The 22,742-nt window shown below is 68.6% G+C and carries 24 protein-coding genes; 8 read left to right on the top strand and 16 right to left on the bottom strand.

Going from position 1 to position 22,742, the window contains the following annotated elements; translation table 11 throughout:
- Positions 1-22 precede the first annotated feature (22 nt).
- From M6B22_RS11175 to M6B22_RS11145, 7 genes are all read right to left on the bottom strand, one after another.
- Positions 23-1,333 carry a hypothetical protein gene (locus M6B22_RS11175; RefSeq protein WP_269441628.1) on the bottom strand — a complete coding sequence of 437 codons (1,311 nt, stop codon included), beginning with the start codon at positions 1,331-1,333 and terminating at the stop codon, positions 23-25.
- Positions 1,330-2,121, bottom strand: coding sequence for a hypothetical protein (locus M6B22_RS11170; RefSeq protein WP_269441627.1), 792 nt, complete (start codon positions 2,119-2,121; stop codon positions 1,330-1,332). Before M6B22_RS11170 ends, M6B22_RS11175 begins: the two co-directional genes overlap by 4 nt.
- Before the next feature lie 33 nt (positions 2,122-2,154).
- Positions 2,155-2,460 (bottom strand): DUF6112 family protein, encoded by a 306-nt coding sequence (locus M6B22_RS11165; protein WP_269441626.1) that lies wholly within the window; start codon positions 2,458-2,460, stop codon positions 2,155-2,157.
- 80 nt (positions 2,461-2,540) lie between these two features.
- Positions 2,541-2,747: a hypothetical protein gene (locus M6B22_RS11160; protein WP_269441625.1), complete on the bottom strand. Its 207-nt coding sequence runs from the start codon at positions 2,745-2,747 to the stop codon at positions 2,541-2,543.
- A 12-nt stretch (positions 2,748-2,759) separates the two neighbouring features.
- Positions 2,760-3,803 (bottom strand): C40 family peptidase, encoded by a 1,044-nt coding sequence (locus M6B22_RS11155; protein WP_269441624.1) that lies wholly within the window; start codon positions 3,801-3,803, stop codon positions 2,760-2,762.
- Between the two features lie 159 nt (positions 3,804-3,962).
- Entirely contained in the window at positions 3,963-4,505 is a 543-nt protein-coding gene (locus M6B22_RS11150; RefSeq protein WP_269441623.1) for a hypothetical protein, read from the bottom strand.
- Positions 4,493-5,011, bottom strand: coding sequence for a hypothetical protein (locus M6B22_RS11145; protein ID WP_269441622.1), 519 nt, complete (start codon positions 5,009-5,011; stop codon positions 4,493-4,495). The genes M6B22_RS11150 and M6B22_RS11145 overlap by 13 nt, the downstream gene beginning before the upstream one ends.
- Positions 5,012-5,116: 105 nt before the next feature.
- On the opposite strand from M6B22_RS11145, the gene M6B22_RS11140 reads away from it, so the two are divergent.
- Positions 5,117-5,881: a hypothetical protein gene (locus M6B22_RS11140; protein WP_269441621.1), complete on the top strand. Its 765-nt coding sequence runs from the start codon at positions 5,117-5,119 to the stop codon at positions 5,879-5,881.
- Here the strand turns inward: M6B22_RS11140 and ispF are convergent.
- The 6 genes from ispF to M6B22_RS11110 all read right to left on the bottom strand — a co-directional run bounded on the left by ispF (position 5,840) and on the right by M6B22_RS11110 (position 8,500).
- Positions 5,840-6,325 (bottom strand): 2-C-methyl-D-erythritol 2,4-cyclodiphosphate synthase, encoded by a 486-nt coding sequence (ispF, locus tag M6B22_RS11135; protein WP_269441620.1) that lies wholly within the window; start codon positions 6,323-6,325, stop codon positions 5,840-5,842. The two genes, M6B22_RS11140 and ispF, sit on opposite strands and share 42 nt — an antisense overlap.
- Positions 6,325-6,765, bottom strand: a complete 441-nt coding sequence (locus M6B22_RS11130) for an HD domain-containing protein (RefSeq protein ID WP_331459715.1) — start codon at positions 6,763-6,765, stop codon at positions 6,325-6,327. The genes ispF and M6B22_RS11130 overlap by 1 nt, the downstream gene beginning before the upstream one ends.
- 290 nt (positions 6,766-7,055) lie before the next feature.
- Positions 7,056-7,274: a hypothetical protein gene (locus M6B22_RS11125; RefSeq protein WP_269441618.1), complete on the bottom strand. Its 219-nt coding sequence runs from the start codon at positions 7,272-7,274 to the stop codon at positions 7,056-7,058.
- Positions 7,271-7,456, bottom strand: coding sequence for a hypothetical protein (locus M6B22_RS11120; protein WP_269441617.1), 186 nt, complete (start codon positions 7,454-7,456; stop codon positions 7,271-7,273). The genes M6B22_RS11125 and M6B22_RS11120 overlap by 4 nt, the downstream gene beginning before the upstream one ends.
- Entirely contained in the window at positions 7,453-7,821 is a 369-nt protein-coding gene (locus tag M6B22_RS11115; protein ID WP_269441616.1) for a hypothetical protein, read from the bottom strand. The genes M6B22_RS11120 and M6B22_RS11115 overlap by 4 nt, the downstream gene beginning before the upstream one ends.
- A 160-nt stretch (positions 7,822-7,981) precedes the next feature.
- Positions 7,982-8,500 (bottom strand): hypothetical protein, encoded by a 519-nt coding sequence (locus M6B22_RS11110; RefSeq protein ID WP_269441615.1) that lies wholly within the window; start codon positions 8,498-8,500, stop codon positions 7,982-7,984.
- A 222-nt stretch (positions 8,501-8,722) separates the two neighbouring features.
- On the opposite strand from M6B22_RS11110, the gene mobF reads away from it, so the two are divergent.
- From mobF to M6B22_RS11095, 3 genes are all read left to right on the top strand, one after another.
- Positions 8,723-12,256: a MobF family relaxase gene (gene mobF, locus M6B22_RS11105; protein ID WP_269441614.1), complete on the top strand. Its 3,534-nt coding sequence runs from the start codon at positions 8,723-8,725 to the stop codon at positions 12,254-12,256.
- Entirely contained in the window at positions 12,253-12,837 is a 585-nt protein-coding gene (locus M6B22_RS11100) for a hypothetical protein (RefSeq protein WP_269441613.1), read from the top strand. The genes mobF and M6B22_RS11100 overlap by 4 nt, the downstream gene beginning before the upstream one ends.
- Before the next feature lie 101 nt (positions 12,838-12,938).
- Positions 12,939-13,850 carry an IS982 family transposase gene (locus M6B22_RS11095; RefSeq protein ID WP_269441612.1) on the top strand — a complete coding sequence of 304 codons (912 nt, stop codon included), beginning with the start codon at positions 12,939-12,941 and terminating at the stop codon, positions 13,848-13,850.
- A gap of 35 nt (positions 13,851-13,885) precedes the next feature.
- Here the strand turns inward: M6B22_RS11095 and M6B22_RS11090 are convergent, their stop codons facing one another.
- From M6B22_RS11090 to M6B22_RS11080, 3 genes are read right to left on the bottom strand one after another with little or no spacing between them, the layout of a single operon-like run.
- Entirely contained in the window at positions 13,886-17,074 is a 3,189-nt protein-coding gene (locus tag M6B22_RS11090) for a type I restriction endonuclease subunit R (RefSeq protein WP_269441611.1), read from the bottom strand.
- Positions 17,075-18,241, bottom strand: coding sequence for a restriction endonuclease subunit S (locus tag M6B22_RS11085; protein ID WP_269441610.1), 1,167 nt, complete (start codon positions 18,239-18,241; stop codon positions 17,075-17,077). It lies immediately after the preceding gene.
- A complete protein-coding gene (locus M6B22_RS11080) occupies positions 18,234-19,847 on the bottom strand; it encodes a class I SAM-dependent DNA methyltransferase (RefSeq protein ID WP_269441609.1) in 1,614 nt (537 codons plus the stop codon). The genes M6B22_RS11085 and M6B22_RS11080 overlap by 8 nt, the downstream gene beginning before the upstream one ends.
- A 211-nt stretch (positions 19,848-20,058) precedes the next feature.
- Here M6B22_RS11080 and M6B22_RS11075 point away from each other — a divergent pair, with 211 nt between their 5' ends.
- The 4 genes from M6B22_RS11075 (at position 20,059) to M6B22_RS11060 (ending at position 22,733) form a co-directional block, all read left to right on the top strand.
- On the top strand, positions 20,059-20,256 hold the full coding sequence (locus M6B22_RS11075; protein ID WP_269441608.1) for a hypothetical protein: 198 nt from the start codon (positions 20,059-20,061) through the stop codon (positions 20,254-20,256).
- A complete protein-coding gene (locus M6B22_RS11070) occupies positions 20,240-20,578 on the top strand; it encodes a type II toxin-antitoxin system PemK/MazF family toxin (RefSeq protein WP_269441607.1) in 339 nt (112 codons plus the stop codon). The genes M6B22_RS11075 and M6B22_RS11070 overlap by 17 nt, the downstream gene beginning before the upstream one ends.
- 348 nt (positions 20,579-20,926) lie before the next feature.
- Positions 20,927-21,829 (top strand): hypothetical protein, encoded by a 903-nt coding sequence (locus M6B22_RS11065; protein ID WP_269441606.1) that lies wholly within the window; start codon positions 20,927-20,929, stop codon positions 21,827-21,829.
- A 157-nt stretch (positions 21,830-21,986) separates the two neighbouring features.
- A complete protein-coding gene (locus M6B22_RS11060; RefSeq protein ID WP_269441605.1) occupies positions 21,987-22,733 on the top strand; it encodes an HNH endonuclease in 747 nt (248 codons plus the stop codon).
- Positions 22,734-22,742 lie beyond the last annotated feature (9 nt).

Genomic DNA, 22,742 nt, shown 5'->3' with positions numbered 1-22,742 from the left:
TCTCGAGTGCGGGTGGGCGCGTCTACCGGCGCGGCGGTGGAGCGCCCGGCGGAGACGGCGGAGACTCTGACTGTCCGCGGTCAGGGGGAGTTGGGCCCCCGTTCGCGTGACGGACCGGCGCCGTGGGTGGGCTCGCCGACGGGGTTGCCGCGGTGGCCTGGTCGACGGCTCGGCTCGTCCAGCCGGCGATCTGTCCCGGCGCCCGCGCGGCCGCGAGACCGACACTTGCCATCCCGGCAGCCGAGCCTGCCGCTCCGGCACCGGTCGCTGCCCCGGTACCGGGCGGAGGCTGTTTGCCGCTGGACGGCCCGGAGCCCGAGCCGAAGCCGCCCGCGGTCGGCGTGATCTTGGAGCGCATGGCGGTGGCTTGCGAGTGCGTGGCCGACAACTTCCCGGGCGCCGCGACTGCCGCGGCGCCGCCGGCGCGGGCCGCGGCGGCTTGGGAGTGCAGGTGCCCGAAGTGGTCTCCGGTGAAGTGGACCATGCGGATCGCCATCCACGGCGCGAACCCCGCGAGCAGCAGCGTGAGGGCGCCGATCGCCAAGTTCGTGACGTGGTCGGTGACGCCGCCGGTCGCCGCCGCGCCGTTGACCAGGGACAGGCCGATCATGAAGACGATGACGAGGATCAGCTTGGAGAACACGAGCGCCACCGTGAACTCGATCCACTTGCGGACCCAGCCGCGGGTCAGGTCGCTGGTTGCTCCGGCGAACGCGATCGGCGCGAAGACTGCGGCGACGACGATCAGCATCTTGCGGATCATCAGCGCGCACCACACGATCACGACCGAGATCAGCAGGACGAGGGAGAACAGCAGCATGCCTGCGGAATTGAGCTGACCGCCGGTGAGCACGTCGGCGGCGACCAGCCTCTTCCCGATACCGGTCATCGTGGTCCCGGTGGCGACCTGCACGACACCGTTCGACAGGGTGTCCACCGCGGTCAGGAGCACCGCGACGGATCCGATCGCGACGATCACACCGAGCGAGGAGACGGCCACGCCGCGGGCGGCCCGGCCGAGGCCGCCGAAGTCTTGGCGCACCGCGCAGGCGATCACCTGGACCGCGAACAGGCCGAGCGCGATGAGCACGCCGATCCCGGCCGCGATCCCGTACAGCGTTCCCATCGACCTGCTGGACAGGTCGATCGCGGTCGCGGAGCCGATCTGGCGCCACAGCCAGTTCACCGCACCGCTGGCGGCGGTAGCGAACGCGTGCGCGATCGAATCGAACACGCCGCCTGCGATCGCCTTCCCGGCGCCACCGATCACGTGACCGAGCGCGCCGGTGACGCACTGTCCCCACGACAGCGGATTGATCGAGCAGCCACTCACGACCGCCTCCGGGTGACCCAGTGCTGAACCTCGGACGCCCCAAGGCGCCCGGCCTCGTCCGTCATGACGACCTCGAAGGCCACCGACGCCTGGGTGGCGACCGGCTTGCCGCTCACCGTCGAATGCAGGGTGACGGTGGCGGTGACTAGCCGGTCGAACGTCGCCTGCGTGAAACTGGTCTTGGGCGGCGGGAAGTCCGGCACCGACTGCACTCGCACGTCCGAGACGGTGGCGTGGGCTTGGCGGGAGCGGGCCGCCAGCCATGCGGCGGCGGTGCCGACAGGGGTGCCGCTCTCGCCGGTGTCCCAGCCGGGGGTGACCAGCGAGGTGACCAGCGTGGTGGCCCGGTCGGCCGGGGTCATCGGAACCTGCACGATCGTCAACGGCGCCGAGCAGGCTTGCGCCCAGGCCAGCAGCTCGTCGCGGGTGGTGTGCCGGTAGTCGCGGGTCAGCAGCTCGCGGGCGAAGGCGGTTGCGAACACGTCTGGTTGCGTCCGCTCTGCGGCCGGGATCGCCGGGTACGCCGTCGAGGTCGCGGAAGTGACGGACGGTGCGGCGCTCCACGCAGCCCGGTCGTACCCGCTCGCGCGCGGCCCCGGCACCGCGCCGCTCGGCCCGCGCTTGGAGACCGATGCGGTGGGCGGGGAGGGGGTAGTCCTCGCGTCCGGGCGGCCACCCGAACCACCGGACACCGCGGCCGCGATCACGGCGACCGCGAGCAGGCCGGCGAGCACGCCCGCCGCGCCCAGAACCGTCCGCTGGCGGTAGGCCCACAGATCACGCCACACGACTACCCCCTCCGGTCTTGATCTGGCCGCCGGTCACAGACCGGTGCCGGCGTTCCAGAAGAACTGCACGAGTACGTTCGCGGCGCCGATCAGCAGCGCGGCGACCAGCGCGACCAGCACGCCGGACTTGCCGCGGTGCACCAGCGCCGGATTGGCCGAGTGCCCACCGAACGCCCACACGATCGCCGCGACTACGAGCCCTGCGACCGCGGCGATCACCCCGAAGGTGAGCAGCGCGCCGACGATCTTCTCGGCCTCGCCGACGCCGGGTAGGCCGTTGGTGTTGGGGTCGATGTGGGGCGGGCCGGCGAGCACGCCGTTCAGCGAGCGCATGCGCATCGTTCGTCTCCTGAATCGTTCGGGTGGTCGCGCCCGGGACGAAAGGGGCGCTCATCCTCAGCCGTCCAGGCGGCGGCGTTTCACCACCCGATGCCCAGGGGAGGCTCGACCGGCTCGGGGATCTGGGCCGGTCCGACGTCAGCGACGTCGAGCCCGAGGTGCTGGTGCGCCCACGCCTCAGCCTCTTCGACAGTGTCGAATTCACGCTCGCGCCATGGGGTGTCTGCGTCGGTGCGGTACTCGATCCACGGCCGCTCGTGCCTTGCGGTGTGGTATTCGTCGTTCATGCGTGGCTCCTCTCAGCCGATGTGGCGGATGCCGGACAGGCCATGGCCCACCTGTACGAAGTTGGTGTAGGTCTGCACGCGGATGCCGTCGGCCGGGTCGGCTGCATTGATCACCAACCCGTCGCCGAGGTACAGGCCGACGTGGCCGGGGGCTGCGACGGTGCCGTCGTCACCGGGCACCAGGATCAGATCCCCGGGCGACATTCGAGCGGGGCTGGCCACCGGGGTGCCCGCGCGCGCCTGGGCAACCGTGTAGTGCGGCAGGCCGACACCGACCTGGGCCCACGCGGTCATCGTCAGCCCAGAGCAGTCGTACGCCCTCGGTCCCGCCGCGCCGAACACGTACGGCTTGTCCAGTTGGGCGATCGCGAACGTGATCACCGCCGTCTCGGCCGCGTTCGCTGTGGCCGGGATGATGTAGTCGTCGGGCAAGCCGTGCGAACCCGGCCGGGTGTTCGCCGCTGCGCCACCGGTGAGCGTGTCGCAGCTCGTTCCACCACCGGCGCCCGCGAGGATTTGTCGTGCCAGCGCGAGCGTCGCCTCGTAGTTCGACCCGTCGGTGTGGGCCGAGTCTTGGACGGCTTGCGCGGCCAGCCACGGCGGCATCTGCCGCCACCCCGCTACGGCCAGCAGCCGGGACACGAACAGGCGCGTCGCAGTCGTCGGGTCCAGGCGGTCGGACACGCTGCCCCACGACGCCCGCTGCTGGAACAAGCCGACCGAGTCGTGATCCGAGCCCATCCCTTGTCCGATGTCCGACCCGGGCACGCTCGTGTTGCCCAAGTCCCGCAGGTCCGACTCGGCCAACGCCACCGACACCGCGATCACCGCCGCCTGCCGGCCACCCACGCCCTCGGCAACCGCGATCACCGTGTGCGCGTTCGCCGCCTGCGTCGGATTCAATCCGCTGATCGGACCCCTGCCGGCACAGGTCGGCGTCACCGCAAGCGCAGAGGTAACCAGACCCCCCGACGCGCTACCGCCGATCACCACCAGGAACAGGACCAGGGCACCGATGAGGGCTGCGGCGATCCCGCCGATCACAGCGGGCTTCATGTCTGGCTCCCTTGCAGCGTGCGCATCCGACCTCCAGCGGGTAAGTGCGGCCGGAGAAGGGGCCGTCACCAACACAGCCGTCCAGGCGGCGACGGTTCACCCAGCCCGGACCGGGCGATCACGACGGTGTTCGACGTGCAGAGGGGGAGATCCGCGAGATCAGGCGCTCACGAAGAGGCCGGTGGCGGCTCGACCGTCGCGGTGTCGCCGGACTTGGCGTCGCATCCGGTTGGTGACCAGTACCGGGACAGGCCCGGCGCCCTTGGCGCGCGCGAGGCAAGCGGCCCACCGGTGGGCGATCCGGTCGCTGACGTCACCTACGCCGTTGAGGCTGACGGTCAGGGCGGAGGAGGATCCCGGGCGGCCAGGGTCGTCAAATTGCGCGGTGCCGAGGCCGATGTGGCACAGCTGTCGTGCGACCGGCTCCGCGACGCCGTACACCTCGACCACGCGGCGGACGACCGGGCTGATGTGACGGTGCGTGGTCTGACCGCGCAACCAGCGGATATTGGAGCGTGGCCGGTAGCGGTACGAGGCGTCGCGATCGGGGTCGAGGTCGGCGACCGCGGCCACCACCAACGCCATGTCCGCGACGAGGCCTGCCGGCCAGCTCTGGCCGGTGGCTGAGGTGACCAGCGCGCAGACCCGCTCGGCCGCGTCGAGGTACGGGTCGACGTCCGCGACGGCGGTCACGGCAACCACGACTGCCAGTCGCCGATGCGTACACACTGGTGGTGCTCGTTCGAGTACTCCCACATGTCCGCGCGGGGCGCAGTCCGTACGCAGGCCCACACCTGCTCGGCCGTTGCGTTCAGCGGCAACTCGCAGAGTCGGACGGCGACCTCGCCGGGTTCGATCGCCAGTGCGGGAGCTGCCTCGCACAACAGCGAGGTGAGGTCCCACATCGGGCGGCGCGAGACGGCGGCATCCGCGCTGGTGGCCGATAGCTCGGCTCGCTGTCGGTACGCCGCGACGATCGCGTCGCGAAGTCCTTCTGGCAGAAGCTTCGGTGGCAACGGTGGTCGTGCCGGGCTGACGGCCGGTGTCGACGCCCGGCCGGAGTCGGCTGCCACCCGCCTTGCCTCGCGTTCGAGTTGGTCATCGCGATGCGCCTGGGTGGGCTCGATGTCGGGGAAGCGGCCGCAGCCGCGTCGGCGTAGTCCACGTCCGTGCGATGCTTGGCGGCACTTGGTGATGTTCGCTGACATGTGACCGATTCGACCGGTGCGCGAAGAGCGCCGGTACCGCGTTGTTCGGGCACTTGCTGGGGCGTTTCATCGCCGCAAACGCCCCACTGGTGCTACGGTCGTTGTGTGCCCCGCAACGAGCGCCTTGCTTCGGCGATGCAGGCCGCCGGCCTGTCACCGGCGGCGCTCGCCGGCCGCGTCGCGGTCGATGATCCGAAGACGGTTCAACGATGGGTCGCCGGCCGCCAGCAGCCGCACCGCACGACGGCGCAGGCGGTCGCGACCGAGGTCGGCGTACCGGTCGGCATCTTGTGGCCCGGCCTCGGACTGCGCAGTGACATCCCCGAGGAACTCGCGCATATGCATGTCAGCCGCCGCGAGCTGCAACCGGGCCAGATCGAGACCTTGCTGCGTGGCGCCGAGCGTCATGTGGACGTCCTCGCCTACGCGGCGACCTGGTTGTGGGACACGGTGCCCGGCATCACCGGCCGGCTCATCGATGCCGCCGAGCGCGGCTGCCAGGTGCGCATCTGTCTCGGCGACCCGGACAGTGCCGCCGTCGCAGCCCGCGGTGCTGAGGAGGGGATCGGCGAGGCGATGACCGGCCGCTGCAGGCTCGCGATCGGCTACGCGTCCCCGGTCGTGCGCGCCGTGCCGGGGACGCTGCGGTTGCACGCGACGACGCTGTACTCGTCGATCTTCCGGTTTGACGAACAGCTGTTGGTCAACTGGCACATCTACGGCACGCCGGCCGCCGACGCCCCGGTGTTCCAGTTCCGGATCCCCGAAGACGGCCGCGCGAGCATCGCCACGCGGCTGGCGGCCGCGTTCGACTCGATCTGGGACTCGTCAGTGATCTACCGGCCGGACGAGCACGCTGGCCCACGCTGAACACGCAGCTCCCTCGCCCTCCAGGCCGAGTCCGTCGTTCGAGCGTGCCTTCACCGACACGTCAGCCAGCGGCAGCTTGAGCGCACCGGCGACATTGGAGCGCATCTGCTCGATATACGGGCGCAGCTTGATCGGGCCGAGGACGACGAACGAGTCGACGTTCACGATCGCGTAGCCCGCCTTGCGGACGTGTTCGCCAAACTCGGTCACGAAGTCCAGGGACCGGGCGTCCTGCGCGTCCGGGTCGTCCTCCGGATAATGCACGCCGAGGTCGCCGTCGGCGATCGCGCCGGCAAGGGCGTCCACCAGGGCGTGGGATAGAACGTCCCCGTCGGAGTGCGTCGCGAAGCCACGGTCGGCCGGGATCGTGACCCCGCCGAGGACGAGCGGGTGCCCGGGCACGAGGCGGTGGATGTCGCGTCCTACGCCGGTCCGGAAGCTCATCACTTGGTCGACCTTATCGCCTGGCCGACCTCGGACCCGATCCTCGTGAGCTCGGCGCGGGCGGCGGTGATTGTCCGGTAGACCGGTGAGTGGGACGGGTAGCGGGCCAGGATCTCGGCAACACGCTCCTCGACGGTGCACGGCTGCCCGGTGGCGCTGGAGGTGAGGTCCGCCCAAGTGAGCACCCGCAACGACTTCTCATCGGGGCGAGGGAACTCGGCTAGGAGCAGGTTGGTCATGCCCCGCTCCGTGGCCTCGGCGAACGCCGACGTGTGCCACGCGACCAGGCGGCAGACCGACTCCGCGACGCCCTTGGTGCGCAGCCACCGGGCCCCGTCCAACGGATGAAACCCCGTCTGCACCAGATCAGGCGAGTAGCCAACGTCATGGAGCCATGCGGCCGCCGTCACGAGCTCGGCGTCCGAACTTGAGAGCAGCACGCATGCAGCCTCGGCAGCGCGCGTGGCGACGCAGGCGCTGTGGGGGTACCGGCCTCCGACCTCACTCAGAAGCCGTCGGGCCGTCGCCTGCGCCCACGATTCGTCGTTACTCACCAGTCGATGCGTACAGGCGATCCGTGATGGTCGCAACCGGCACGAGGGCGCGTCGCGTACGTCCCTGGGCCGTCAGTCCCGCTTCATGCGCCGGGCCGTGTCGGACTCGAGGTCGCGCGAGGATAGAAACTCGCTGACGGTCGCCGACACCGATTCCGCGCGCCTCGCCCGCCTGCTCAGTGCAGCGGACGAGTGGCAACCATGCCGCCTTCTGACTTCTTCCACTCGCACAGCCAGTCATGCCAGGCGAAGACCTCGTCGACGACGTACACGTCCAGCCCGAGGCCGTCGGCGATCTGCGCGGCGCACCGTCCCTTGGCTCGCATGATCTGAATGCGCTCGACGGCCGACCGTCCGATCTCGGCGGCAACAGGGGTGCTCGCCATGGTCCTCATCGCGACATCCCGTAGACGCCCACGTCGACGGACAGTGCCTGACCGTGGCCGGTGACCGCCGTGATCGCGTTCGGCCGGGGGAACCGCACCGTGTCCGGGTCGAGACCGAGCTCGAGCGCGTGCTCGATGAGCGCGGCGCGAAGGACCGCGCGGACTCGTTCGGGGTCCGGGATGATCCTCATCGCTCACCGCCCGCTGGTGACGGCGCCGCCACGCTGCTCGTGTCGCTTCGATCCGGTGTCGCTCGCCCGAGCGGACTCCTGTCCCGGGCAAGTGACCGACGGAGTGCCGCCCTGCTCATACCGAGCGCGAGCGCGGCCCGGTCGAGGCCGGCCGCCGCGACAAGGCCGCCGCGGGCTTGCGCCAGTTCCGCCGCGGCGCTCTCGACGGCAGCGTCGAGGTCTGCGAGCACCGTGGCACGCCTGGCCGCCGCCGCGTCCAGATGTGCCTGTGCGGAGCTGATCGCGGCGAGCGCCGCATCCTCGGCGGCCCGTGCTTGCCGTAGCCGGTCGAGCATCGCCGGGTCGGTCCGTGGTGATCGGGGCATCCTGGCCGCCTCCCGCGTGGCCCTCCATGGCGAAGGGCGTCTAGGGAGAAGCCGTCCAGGCGCGCGCGTATCACCGCCTCCATCGGCGGGGCGGCACGGCACCACCCTCTGTCGTTGTGTGCGTCCTGGTGTTTCTACGCGCGGCGCGCGGTAGATCGCGTTAGCGGCCAGCGCGGACTGCGGACAGGCGACGACGTTCCATCCCGGTGATGTCTGCCGCTCGACCGAGCCCGAATATCGAGATCAAGTTCTCGGTTGCAGCTCGGCGTGCGCCACGGGCGGATTCCACCGTCGCGTCCGCGCCGGCGGCCGCGGCGGTGAGCCGGGCCCGGGTCGCCTCGACCGCCTGCCGTGTTGCGGCCACGCGCGCGATGTTGCGACCGTCGAACCTGGCCAGCGCTGTCCAGTCCTCAGCAGCGAGGCAGCCTTCGATGCGCTCGTAGTAGCTACGTTCGAGCGGACGCATCGCTTGACCGACCGCGAGGATGAGTCGATCGATGACGCGCTCGCGGTCATGGACTGCATGGTCGTAGTCGGCGGTGGCCGCGGCCCATGAGGCGAGTGCCGCGTCCTCCCGCTCACGACGGGTCGCCTGGTCGGCGGATCCGGACGGCGTGTCATCGCCGATGCCCAGCGCACGACGCAGCCGTACGGTCAGCACATCGGCCGGGTCATCCACGGCCCGCACAGTACGCACGTCGACCGCGACACGCCCGCCCATCAGCGCTGCGACCGACCCGACCCACCGACCGCATCTCAGCCGACCTCACCGGCGCCGACACCCGAGATGTACCCACCGACCAGCCCCCGCTCACCGCCCCCAAAACCTCTAAACCTCTACACGTCTGGCACTCGAGGAACCGTCCGGTGGTGAGACGGTTACGCCTGCACGGCCGAGGGCGTGACGATCTCGATCCGGCCGATGAAACTCGGCACCGGCTACGCGTACTTGATCGAGTCGGTCGCGCGCGGCGACGGGGCGGCGGACCGCTCCTCGCCATTGACTCGCTATTACGCCGAGACGGGGACCCCGCCAGGTCGGTTCCTCGGTGCTGGGCTGGCCGGCGTCAATGACGGCGAGGGTGTCGCCGAGGGGACCGTGTGCAGCGAGGAAATGTTGTTCAACCTGCTCGGCCTGTGCGCCGACCCCGTGACCGGACGTCCAATCGGCCGGCGGCCCGGCGCCAACACGGTGGCCGGGTTCGACCTGACGTTCTCGGTCCCCAAGTCGATTTCCACCGCTTGGGCGCTGGCCGACGCGGGCACCCAATCGGTCATCTACCGAGCCCATCAGGAAGCGATCCGCGTCACGATCGCCTACGCCGAACAGCACTCGTTCTTCTCCCGCTCGGGTCGGCAGGGCATCGTGCAGGAACCGATCCGGGGGGTGGTCGCCGCCGGGTTCGACCACCGGGACTCCCGCGCCGGCGACCCCCAACTTCACACCCACGTGGTCATCCAGAACCGGGCCCAGTCACTCGATGGCCGGTGGCGCACCCTCGATTCGCGGGCGCTGTACCGGCAGGTCGTCACTCTCTCCGAGCTGCACCAGGGCATCCTGCACGATCTGCTCAGCGCCTGTCTCGGGTGGGGCTGGGACGCGCGAACCCGCCGCCACAGCCCGGTCCCGAAATGGGAAGTCGCCGGCGTGGCCGAGGAGCTGATGCGCGAGTTCTCCCAACGCAGCGCACAGATCGAGATGACCAAGGACAGCTACATCGCTCGTTTCACTGCCGCCTATGGCCGCCAGCCGACCGCCGTCGAGGTGCTGCGGATGCGCCAACGCGCGACCCTCGCGACCCGCCCGGACAAGCAGCACCACAGCCTGGCCGAGCAAACCGAGACGTGGCGGGACCGGGCCCGCCCTTACGTCGGCAACGACACCGTCGCGTGGCTCGCGACCCTGGCAGGCCGTAACGACCTGCCCGCGCTGCGCGCCGACGACCTTGCCGAGGAGATCCTGGCCGACCTCGCCCGGTCGGCGGTATGGACGGTCGCGGACAAGCGGGCCACGTTCACCCGCGCAAATATTCTGGCCGAGATCCACCGCCAACTGCACGGGGCCCGGTTCGCCGACCCGGCGGACCGGATCGCCGTAGGGGAGCACACAGCGAACCTCGCCGTCGCTGAGGTGCTGGACCTGGCACCGGCCGAACGGCACCACGTCCCGGAACGGTTCCGGCGGGCCGACGGCGTCTCGAAGCTTCGCGGCATCGGCACCGCCGTCTACACCACCCGGGCACTGTTGGACGCCGAGGACCGGCTGCTTGCGGCCGGACGCGACATTGCAGGGCCGCGTGTCGACGTGGGTGTCGTCGCCCGCGTCGCGGACGCGGCCCTGCCTGGACGCGGTTACGGGCTGTCGACCGACCAGGCGCTGGCGGTCGAGCAGGTCGCCACCTCCGGCCGGGTACTGGACGTGCTCGTCGGTCCGGCCGGGACCGGGAAGTCCACCTGCATGGCCGGACTGCGGGCCATGTGGGAGGCGGCGCACGGCCCCGTGACGGTGGTCGGCCTCGCGCCGTCTGCGGCCGCCGCCGAGGCGCTCGGCGATCAGCTCGGGGTCGAGGCCGAGAACACAGCCAAGTGGCTCACCGAGGCCCGTCGGACGCCCGATCGGCTCGCCGAGATCACGCGCTTGGAGCAGCGATTGGCCCGAGTGCAGCCACAGCAGGGGGACGTGAGCGGGGCCCACACTCAGCTGCTCGCTCGGCTCGCCGCGTTGCGTGCCGAACGCGGCCGGTGGACGCTACGGGCCGGACAGTTGGTCATCATCGACGAGGCCAGCCTCGCCGGAACCTTCGCCCTCGACGAACTGGTCAGCCACGCCCGCGCCGCAGGAGCGAAGGTGCTGCTGGTCGGGGACTGGGCCCAGCTGTCCGCGGTCGAGGCCGGCGGCGCGTTCGCGATGCTCGTCCACGACCGCCACCGCGTCCCCGAACTGACCGACGTGCGCCGCTTCCACCAGCCGTGGGAGAAGGCCGCCTCCACCCGGCTCCGCGTCGGCGACCCGTCCGTGATCGACACCTACACCGACCACGAGCGGATCCGCTCCGGCAACCGCGAGGACATGCTCGACGCCCTCTACACCGCCTGGAAGACCGACACCGACGGTGGACAGTCGTCGCTGATGATCGCCGCCGACGCGCACACCGTCGCCGAGCTCAACCAGCGAGCCCGCACCGACCGCATCGCCACCGGCCACGTGCAGCCCGCCGGCCTGGAGGTCGCTGCCGGCGGGGTCGCAGGGGTCGGCGACCTCGTCGTGACCCGGGAGAACAACCGCCACCTGGCCACCGGGCGGCGGTGGGTCAAGAACGGTGACCGGTGGACCGTCACCGCCACCCACCCCGACGGATCGATGACGGTGAAGCGCGCCACCGGCGGCGGCGAGGTCGTGCTGCCCGCCGGGTACGTGCGCGAGCACGTCGAACTCGCCTACGCCACCACCGCCCACCGCGCCCAAGGCGCCACCGTCGACACCGCCCACGCCCTGATCACCGTCACGACGCCTCGCGAGGTCCTCTACGTCGCCGCCACCCGCGGCCGGGAGATGAACCGGATCTACGTCGACACGTTCCACGACCCCGACCACGACACCAGCCACGGGCCCGTCCCCGAAACCCCGGTCGCTCACGTGCTGGCCCGGGTGCTCGCCAACCGCGGCACCGATCTCGCCGCGCACACCACTGCCGAGCAGGCGCAGCGCGAGGCGAACTCGCTGGTCCGGCTGGCGCAGGAGTACTCCACGATTGCGAAGACCGCTGAGGCCGATCACTGGCAGAGCCTCATCGAAGGCTGCGGCGTCGGCAATGATCAGGTAGTGGAGGTGCTCGCCTCCGAGGCGTACGGACCGCTCGTCGCGGCCCTGCGTACTGCGGAAGCCCGAGGCCTGGACATCGCGACTGCGCTGCCGATGCTCGTCCAGGCTCGGCCCCTGGCCGACGCCGAGGACGTCGCCGCCGTCCTGCACGGTCGCGTCGATCGGTGGGTCTCCTCCGCTAGGACGGGACGGGCGAGGGCCCGGGATCGCAGCATCGTCGGCCTCGTCCCGCGGGCTGCCCACGTCGGCGACCCGGACATGGCGCGAGCCCTCGACGAGCGAGCCGCCGCGATGGAACACCGCGCGGCCCAGCTCGTCAGCCGGGCGATCGAGCGGCGCGAGCCGTGGATCGCTGCCCTCGGCACACCGCCGACCGAACCCGCGCCACGGGCGCAGTGGCTGCGCGAAGCCCGCACCGTCGCGGCGTTCCGCGAGCTCCACGCAACGACAGCCGTGTCCGTCGAGAACGCGCATACCGCGACTGAGGCCGGCGATGCCCGCGCCGCGCTCGCGGCCATCGAACGCGCTCGAGCCATCACAAACCGTCAGACCCCCGGTACAGCATCAACGGTGACCGAACCCGTCGTCGAGCAGATCGGAGTGCAGCGATGACGAGCAAGCGCAAGCGGCTCGGGCAGTACCGCGCGTGGTGCGATCACACCCGCGCCCTGGCGTACGACAACGCCCGCGCACTCGCCGTGGCCATCGTCGGCGCCGACCAGCCTGCACTTCGGATCTATGACTTCGGGATCGTGCTTGGCGAGGGCGAGGTCGTGTGGCAGCGCACCCCGGCCGACTACTGGTGGCGCGGCCAGCAAACATGGACCGAACAACGCACCAGCTACAACGGCGGTAGGAGCACTCTTACCAATATTCGCCGCCCCGTTCTGAACTGCGCTGGAACCCTCGAATGGCTCATCACCAACCAGCGCCTCGTTGCCCGCGAACCCACCGGTGAAGTGATCTCCATCTACTGGACGGCGATCGAAGCCGTCGGCATCGATCTCACGGCAGAAGTGGTCGTGCTCGACGGAGCCGACGGCTATCACGGCGAACTGCGAGGACCCGCCATTGCGCCCGTCGCGGTCGCCGCCATCGGGTGCTGCCACGGTCCGTACGCGCTTCTGGATCACCCCGCGCTCGCCGCGCTCCGTGCGCAGCCCGCGCACCTCATGGAGGTCCTGAAAGGCTAGATGACCAATTCCAAGCCGTGTGACTGGTGTGGCGTGTGTGATTTGGGGGCGAGGGTGTCCAGGATCGGCGTTGAGACCCAACGTCGAGCAGGAGGCTCATCGTGGACGCCGATCTGGACACCCTCGCGACCGCACTCTACGTGCGCGTGGATGATCTGCTGAAGACCTTCCCGGAACAGGTTCCACCCCGTCCGCGGGTCGGGATCGCACCCAAGCTGGTGGACGCGGAACTGGTCACCCTGGCCGTGATGCAGGCGCTGCTCGGGTTCACCAGCGAGGCCCGCTGGCTGCGTTATGCCCGCGCTCATCTGCGTCCGCTGTTCCCGTACCTGCCGCAGCAGCCCGGCTACAACAAACGGCTGCGCAAGCTGGTCGGCACGATCAGCTGGCTGATCGGAGTGCTGGGCCGCGAGGTGAGCGTGTTCACCGACGACGTGTGGATCGCGGACTCGACGCCGGTGGAATGCGGCCGTTCCCGCGAGACCGCCAAACGCTCGGCGCTGGCCGGCTTCGCCGAATACGGCTACTGCCCCAGCCATACCCGCTACTTCTGGGGCCTGCGGCTGCACCTGCTGTGCACCCTGGGCGGGCTGCCGGTCGGGGCCGCACTGACCGGCGCCAAAGCCGACGAACGCCTGGTGCTGCTCGACATCCTCACCGACCCCACGCTGGCCGGCCACCGGCCCGGGCAGACGCTCATCGCGGACAAGAACTACTACGGCCGAGAGTTCGAGGCCACCCTGGCCGCTACCGGCATCGAGCTGCTCCGCCCGGCCCGCAAGGGCGAGACCGAACGACCCGGCGCACGATTCTTCAAACCCCTGCGGCAGATCATCGAGTCGATCAACGACACCTTCAAAGGCCAACTCGACCTCGAAGCCCACGGCGGACACACCCCCACCGGCGTCATCGTCCGCATCTGGCAACGCGTACTCGCCCTCACCGCCGCCATCTGGCACAACGACACGATCGGCGCACCCGTCAAACGATCCCTGACCGCATACGACCACTGACCCCTTGGAATTGGTCATCTAGTCGGCGCCGGCGCTCAGGCCGCTGCCTCGCCTTCGGCCATCAGTTCGGCCTGCTTCAGGATCAGGTTCGTCGCCCCCGGTTCCTGGTCGGGCGGGTAGCCGTGTTGGAGCAGCAGCCGCTTAATGGAGGTGCGCAGCTTGGCGCGGACCGATTCTTTGACCTGCCAGTCGGTTTTGGCATCGCGGCGCACGATCGCGGTGAGGTCGTGGGCGATCGCGCGCATGGTCTCGTCCTTCATCGCCTCCCGGGCCGACTCGTTGGTCGACAGGGCGTCGTAGAAGGCCAGTTCGTTCTCGGACAGGCCGGTGGCCTCGCCGCGCTCGCGCTGGGCGCGGATGGCCTTGGCGAGTTCGACGATCTCGGCGATTACCTGCGACGAGGTGATGGCCCGGTTCTGGTAGCGGTTCATGGCGTCGGCGAGCATTTCTGAGAACCGGCGCCCGGCCACGATGTTGCGCTTGCCGACGATCTTTACCTCGTTGGAGATCAGGCGGCGAACCGCTTCGAGCTGCAGGTTCTTCTGATCGCTGGTCTCGAAGTGCTTGAGGAAGTCGTCGTCGATGACGGAGATGTCAGGTTTGGCCAGCCCGGCGGCTGCGAAGATGTCCACCACGCCGGACCCGGCGACATGCGTGGAGATGATCTGCCGGATTGCGGTGTCCATCGCGTCGCCGGAGGACTCGCGGTCGGTGGACTCGATCTTGGCGATGGACTGCCGGACACCGTCGAAGAATGCGACGTCGTCCCGGATCGCGACCGCCTCGGCCGAGGCCGGCACGAGCGAATACAGCCGCTTGAGCCGGGCAGTGTGTGCCATGAACCGTCGTTTGAGGGAGGTGGTCCCGGTCTCCTGCCCGGTGTCGAACTCGCCGGGCTCCCCCTCGGTGCCGTCGTCGGTGTCGTTGCGTTCGGATTCGAGGAGGTAGTCGACGGCCTCGGTGACCGCGTACACGTAGGCCTTCGCGTCCCCGGAGGCGAGCGTGGTCACCCAGTCCACCGCGGAAAGCAGCCCGGACACGACGGAGTGCTCGACGAGCATCTCCGGGATCGCCGAGGCCCGCACGTCCTCACCGATCGCTCGGTCGCGCTTGTCCCGGTCGGTGTAAGTGGCCAGAGCCGAGCGCAGGTCCTCGGCGATGCCGATGTAGTCGACCACCAGCCCTGAGGGTTTGTCGCGGAAGGTGCGGTTGACCCGGGTGATGGCCTGCATCAGCCCGGCCGAGCGCATCGGCTTGTCCACGTACATGGTGTGCATCGGCGGGGAGTCGAAGCCGGTCAGCCACATGTCGCGGACGATCACCACCTCCAGCGGGTCGTCCGCGTCGCAGGCGCGTGCCTTCATCGCCCGACGCTCTGCCGCGTTGCGGATGTGCGGCTGGAACGAGGCCGGGTCGGTGGCCGAGCCGGTGATGACCACCTTCACCGTGCCCGCGGTGTCCTTGGCGCTGTGCCAGTCCGGCCGCAGCCGGGTGATCTCCTGGTACAGGTCGACCGCGATCCGGCGGGACATCGTCACGACCATGCACTTGCCGGCCAGGACGTCCTTGCGGGCTTCCCAATGCTCGACGATGTCCGCGGCGAGCTGCTTGATCCGCTTCTGCGAGCCGACGATGGCCTCGATCTTGGCCCACTTGGTCTTGAGCCGTTCGCTGATCTCGTCCTCGCTGCCGGTCGTCGCGTCGTCGAACTCCTCGTCGATCTCCTCCCGGGCGTCCTCAGGCAGCTCGACCCGGGCCAGCCGCGGCTCGTAGAACACCTTGACGGTGACTCCGTCCTCGATGGCCTGGGTCATGTCGTAGACGTCGATGTACTCGCCGAACACCTCGATGGTCGAGCGGTCCTTCTCGTCGATCGGGGTGCCGGTGAACCCGATGAACGACGCGTTCGGCAGCGCCTCGCGTACGTTGCGGGCGAACCCGTCGATCATGTCGTAGTTCGACCGGTGCGCCTCGTCGACCATCACCACGATGTTCAGCCGCTCGGACAGCAGCGGGAACTGCCGGCCGGCCTCGCGGTCCTCCTTCGTGAGACCGAACTTCTGGATCGTGGTGAAGATGATCCCGCCGGACTCCCGCCCGGCCAGCAGCCCCTTGAGGTGCTCGCGGGACTCGGCCTGCACCGGCGCCTCCGGCAACGGCGAACCCGGCTTGGCCGAGGCGAACGTGTCGTCGAACAGCTGGTCGTCCAGATCGTTGCGGTCGGTCAGCACGACGACGGTCGGATTGGCCATACCCGGGTGGCGCATCACGGCGCCCGCGTAGAACGCCATCTCCATCGACTTGCCCGACCCCTGCGTGTGCCAGACCACGCCGATCCGCCCGTCGGTCTCCACCGCCTCCAACGTCTCGCCGACGGCCTTCTTCACCGCCCAGTACTGGTGATACTTCGCCACCACCTTGCGGGTGCTCACCCCGTCGCCGAACGTAGCGACGAAGTTGCGCACCAGATCCAAGAACACCGCCGGGGCGAACATGCCCCGGGTCAGCACCTCGACCGGCGGGATCCGCTTGCCCTCCCGGTTAAGCGGGTCGCGATCACGCCCGTCGATCGTCTTCCATGCCGCCCAGTGCTCCCACGGTGCCGAGAACGACCCGGCCAGCGCCTCGAGGCCGTCGGAGATCACCGTGACCTGGTTCCACTTGAACACGTCCGGGATCTGGGCGCGGTAGGTCTGCGTCTGCCGGTACGCGCCGGTGACCTTCGCGTACTCCTTACCCGGCCGCTTGAGCTCGAACAACGCCAGTGGCAGACCGTTGACGAACAACAACACGTCCGGCCGGCGGGTCTTCTTCGGCCCCTGCACCGTGAACTGGTTCACCGCCGCCAGGTCATTACCCAACGGGCTGTCCCAATCGACCAGCCGCGCCCGCGCCGTCCGGGCCGCGCCCCCGGCGTCGTGGTACTCCACCGGCACCCCGCCGGTCAGGAAACGGTAGGCACGCCAGTTCTCCGACTCCACCACCGGCGACTCGGCCCGCTTCACCGTCGCCACCACGTCGGCCACCGCCGCCGGCGGCAGGTCCGGGTTCAGCAGCGTGACCGCCGCAGCCAGGCGGCCCTCGAGGATCGTCTCGCGCCAGTCAGCGCGTTCGGCGCCGGGCTCCTCCGGCGCGATGTCCGGCCCGTACACGTGGCGCCAGCCCAGCTCGCCGAGGATCTCCAGCACCCACCGCTCGAGATCATCCTCAGTCGGGCTCGCCACCTACGCCACCTCCCTCACCCGCACCCTGCCGGACATCAACAACGGCAGCAGCTCATCACGCACCCGGGTCAGATTCGCGATCTCTCCTTGCAGGGACTCGACGGATCCATCGATCGTGTCGAACGAGCCTCCTAGCCTTGATCGTGTACCTGCACTGGGTATCGGGAGGCGCAGCGACAGGAGCCGCTCGGACGACAGTTCAGTCTGTCCAGTTGAGCCCGATCCGAGTCCCTCGATCACTTCTTGGCTCTCGATCAAGGCTCGAGCAACCCATCCTGATTCGGATTGTCGGTAAGCCTTGACGACCGAGACGTGTGAATCTACGTGCATCGGCGCTTCGCCCATCCACCTTGCGGCTCTGCCGAGCGTTCCGACACCAGTCGAGTTCACCAAAGTATCGCCCGGCTCGGCGATCTTCTCTGCTCGAACGCTGCGTGGCGTCATTCTGCGGGCAGCATGAAGACTCACGCGGCCATCCCGGATGCACTTCTGGTTGAGGACTTCCACACAACCCGCCGCGTCCGAGTACATCGGTCCGATGCCACGCGAGACGCTCGCGACGAACTCACGGAGTTCACCGCTCTCCTTCGCCCGTGACGAAGCACCGTTGTAGGCGGCGCCCATCGCCGCCGACAAGAGCCGCATCAGGCTGCGGTTGGTTTCGATGAGGTCGTCGAACGCGCCGAGCACCCCCGCAATCCGCCGCTGCTCACTCAAAGAAGGGAGTCGAAACGAGAATGCCGCCATCTGCTTCGCATTTAGGGTTGGCTGTGCTGCCCCGGATCGAAAGCCCTCGACATGCTCTTTCCAGGCCGCGCTCTGGAGTAGATAGCCAACGTATTCACCAACGGCTTGCGCTGGGTCGACCCTGAATCGGACCAGGTAGCCAGCAAACACAGCGTCCTGAGGCTCTCGCACAGTTGCGGCGTTACCAACGCCCGCACCCAGTCGGGAGATGAGAATGTCGCCTCGTGCCACTGCGTACTTATCGAACTCATCGGGCGCAAGATCGCAGTAGGGCACGGTTGACCAATCCACCCGGCCGCTGGTGATGTCGGTCTGGCGGATGAAGAGTGGGCCGACAGGATCATCTGAGCCACTGGCTATCGCCCCGTACTGAGGTTTGCCGCAGACGGCCCCGAGCGTTGTTTCGGCCCACTCACTCATCGCTCGGATCCAGGGAGTCGAGGGCGGCGAGGACGGTTTCTTGGAGTTCGGCGCGGCGTTTGAAGCCGTCGCGGATTTCGGTGCTGAGTCGGGCAATCTTTTCGTCGAGGGGTTCGCCGTCGTCTTCGGCTTGTTCGCTGCCGACGTAGCGGCCCGGGGTGAGGACGTAGCCGTGTACGGCGATGTCCGCGGTCCAGCTGGCGCGGCAGAAGCCGGGCACGTCCTGGTAGGGCTTGCCGTTGCTGGTGTCGGTGCCGCGCCAGGAGTGGTAGGCGTCGGCGATCTGGTTGATGTCGTCGTCGGAGAAGGCCCGGACGGTGCGGGTCTCCATGGAGCCGAGCTTGCGGGCGTCGATGAACAGGGTCTCGCCGCGGCGGTCCCGGGTCGTGGCCCCGTTTGGTGTGCCGGCCTTGTTCTTGGTGAGGAACCACAGGCATACCGGGATCGCGGTGCCGTAGAACAGTTGCGGTGGTAGGGCGACGATGCACTCGACGACGTCGGCGTCGACCATGTTCTTGCGGATGTCGCCTTCGCCGTTCTGCTGACTGGATAGCGACCCGTTGGCCAAGACGGTGCCGACGGTGCCCGTGGGGGCGACGTGCCGGAGGAAGTGCTGCAGCCAGGCGTAGTTGGCGTTCTGTGCCGGCGGGGTGCCGTACACCCAGCGGGGGTCCTGCCGTAGCCGGTCGCCGCCCCAGTTGCTGTCGTTGAAGAACGGGTTGGCGATGACGAAGTCGGCGCGTAGGTCGGGGTGGGCGTCGGTGTGGAAGGAGTCGCCCCATTCCGGGCCGAGGTTGCCGTCGATGCCGCGTACGGCGAGGTTCATCTTGGCCAGCCGCCAGGTGGTCGGGTTGGACTCCTGCCCGAAGACCGAGATGTCGTTGTGGGTGCCGCCGTGGGCGCGGACGAACTTGTCGGCTTGGACGAACATGCCGCCTGATCCGCAGGCCGGGTCGAGCACGCGGCCGTGGTAGGGCTGGAGCATCTCGACGAGCAGTTGGACGACCGAGCGGGGGGTGTAGAACTCGCCGGCGTTCTTGCCTTCCTTGGCGGCGAACTTGCCCAGGAAGTACTCGTACACCCGGCCGAGCACGTCGAGGTCCTTGTACTCGGCGGCGGCGAGGTCGTGCCGGGAGAAGGTGTTGATCAGCCCGCCGATGGTCTCGCTGCTCAGCTCGCGCTGGGTGTAGTTCTTCGGCAGCACGCCCTTCAGGGTCGGGTTCTCCCGCTCGATCTCCTCCATTGCCTTGTCGACCCGGGTGCCGATGTCGGCCTGCTGGCCCGCGTTGCGCAGGTCCTCCCAGCGGTGTCCTTCGGGGATCCAGAACACGCCCTCGGCGGTGTACTCGTCCCGGTCGCCCAGGACCGACGTCTTGGCGGCCGCGGTCGGCATGTAGTACTCGGAGTCCGGGTCGTCGACCAGCCGGGCGAGTTCGTCATGGCGGACCTTGAAGGTGTCCGAGACGTACTTGAGGAAGATCAGACCCAGGACGACGTGCTTGTACTGGGCGGAGTCCATCTTCCCGCGCAGCTCGTCGGCCGCGTCCCACAACGTCTGCTCCAGCGACCGCTCCTGCGGCTTCGCTACCTTTCGACGCGGCGGCATCAGTCTCCGACCTCTCCGCGAGGTTCCGCACCCGTCAAGGCGGTCACAAGCTCCTCCTGGAGGTGGTTGTCTCGATTCGCTCGGAGCCTATTCTGTGGCGGTCGGCGGCTTGGGATGCCGCACACTCCGCGGAGAGAACTACGCCTGTCCCGTGGTCCGCGCCCCCGCAGCCTTGTAGATGGATTCGTCTACAACAGCTATCCTTGGCGGCATGGCCGAGACGACCACGATTCGGGTCGACCGATCGACCCGGGATCACCTGAACCGGCTGGCGCGCGAGCGTCACATCACCGTCGCGCAGGCTGCATCGCGAGCGGTACGGCTCCTCGAGCAGGAACAAATCGGCCGCGACCTTGAGGCCCCGTTGACGACTGACGAGACGGCTTGGCTCGATGCTGAGGGCGGGTGACGTCGTCGAGCTGGATCTCGGGCTTCCCGAGGGTTCGGAGGCCGGCCTGGTGCGCCCCGCCGTCGTGGTGACCGCGGACCGGATCTTGCGGGGTGGTCCGAACGTCGTCCAGGTGGTCCCGTTGACACGCACGATCCGATCCAGCGCAAGCGAGGTCGTCATCGAGCCCGCCGAAGGTAACGGCCTGTCAGCGCGTTCGGCCGCGCAGTGCCAGCATGTGCGAGCGATCGCCACCGGAAGGGTCGGTGCCCACCTCGGCAACGTCGGAGCGGTGAGCCTGCGGCAGCTGCGCGAGACGCTGGCCCTGATCTTCGATCTGTAGCCTCGATCGGCTGCGCGAACGTCGGATTGCTGGCCACGCCAGCAGCGTCCGTCACCTCAGCCTCAGTTCGCATGGCATCGTCGGGCTGCCGCCGGATATCGCGGAGTGGCCGAACGCGTATAACCGCGGGCCAGTTGCCGCGAGATCCTCTGTTGTGCGGTGCCAACCACGACGCACGGATGGTGACGCCCGAGCACGAGCCTTTGCCTAGTACCCAACTCGCCCGCGTTGCTTCCGGGAGACCACGGAATCCGTTCGATGGCGTCGAGCCGTCGAGGTAACCCTCACCCGACCCGCACGTCAAACCGCGCGTCATTGCCTGTCCAATGCGGACGGGAGAATGAGCGGGTGAGCCGTCGCGCGTTCGTTGTCGGGGTGCTAGCCCTGGGCGGCGCGATGCTGCTTTGTTCCTGGCTTGTCAGCTCTTCTGCGCCGTGGTTGTCGGCAACCCTGGACAACGTTGGTGTCGTGATACTGCTGCTGATCCCGGGCGAGTTCGCATTGACCCGCCTGCGTTCCGGATTTGCTCGTATAGAGCGCGGAGTTGACGAAGCTCGTGCTACATCACAGGCGGCGATGGATACAGCGGAACGCACTCAGCAGTCACTGGAACAGATCCGACAGACCCTCTTGGCACGCCAGCAAGCCGAACATGAGGACGAGCTCGATTTGTACCGAAGGCTGGTGACCGCGCCGACACGTGAATCGCTGTTCATCGCCTTGCGGCACGCTACCGACGTCGACGTCCTTACCCCCGCGGGTGTGCGTGTCCCGGTGTGGGAGACGGATCTGCACTACCGGTTCGTACTCGGTACCCGCGACTACGATGTGACTGTTCAGCTGGAACAAGACGACGGCACGATCATCTCGATGCACCCCTGGAGCGCCGGCACCCCGACCGCGGAGTTCTTCCAGCAGTTGGTCCAAGCCGTGCGCAACGCCGGCGGCGACCTTGGGGTCGGTCTCAACGACCCGACCGAATCGGTTGAACAGCTCGCGGGGATGCTTGTGGACGTCACTCGGCTCCGCGCACAAGAGCTGATGGGGTATCGCGGGACCCTGCGGCGGATCATCGAGCGACGCGATGGCTGGTACTTCACCGAAACCCATGTGCTGCCACCGGAAGACCTCGGTTACCAGATCGCCATTTCACGGCTCGACGAGATGGATTGGGAGAACCACCTTCGCAACAAGGGTTGGTATGACGCGGGCGCGGCCCTGGCGTTCGCCCGCCGTCTGTATGGCGCGTAGATCGCCGGTCACACTTCCGGGGCGTCGCAGTACGCACTAGCGGCGCGAGTCAGGCGACAGCGAACGGTCTGTGCCTCGCAACGCGTAACCGCATTCGGGGGCCAACGCGTCGAGCATCGATTATGGGCCTGTCAGCACGGTCGAGGACAATTGTCGAGTGGCGATCAGCGATCACGACCGCAAGGTGCTCTGGGCTCGCGCGCATAACTCGTGCGCCATCTGCAAGCGCATCCTCATTGCGGACAGCACAACTACCGACCGCGAATCGATCGTCGGTGACGAAGCCCACATCGCCGCCCGATCCACCATTGGCCCGCGCGGGGGCGTGCTCGCCGCTGACATGACCGATAGCTACGACAATCTCATCCTGCTCTGCAAAGTTGACCACAAACGCGTCGACGACCAGCCGCAGGAGTACACCGCCGAACGGCTGCGCGCGATCAAGGCGGAACACGAGCGATGGGCTGCAGACAAGTTCGGGGCATCCGAGCCTGAACCGATTCGGATCGTCGATCCGTCCGACGGGGGCGCCATCGAATTGGCGCCTCTTGCCAACGGTGCCGCGATCTGGGACGTCGTGGCCAACTCACAGGCCTACCGGCTCCGATCACCGGAGGACGGCTCGGATGAGGAGATCGACCAAGCCGACACCTTCCTCGACCTGGCGCGAGACTGGGGTGAGATTAGCGATGACGTCATCGACCAAGGCATGACAGCCGTACGTCAGGCAAAACGCTCACTTCAAGATGGGCTCGATGGCTTGCATCGAATCGGTCTCGTCGTCTTCGGCGCTCGACGCCAGTTGGTCATCAAGGGCGGGCAACTACCGCCGGGGTCGTGGTGTGAGGCGGTGCTCGTGGTGTACCGGAGGGCAGACATCCCGACGCCTGCTGAAGGTGGCTGATCGTTGATC

Origin of the sequence: Jatrophihabitans cynanchi (genome assembly GCF_027247405.1) — a bacterium.
Lineage (GTDB): Bacteria > Actinomycetota > Actinomycetes > Mycobacteriales > Jatrophihabitantaceae > Jatrophihabitans_B > Jatrophihabitans_B cynanchi.
Note: the sequence above shows the minus strand (reverse complement) of the source record. Positions and strands in the feature narration are given on the sequence as shown.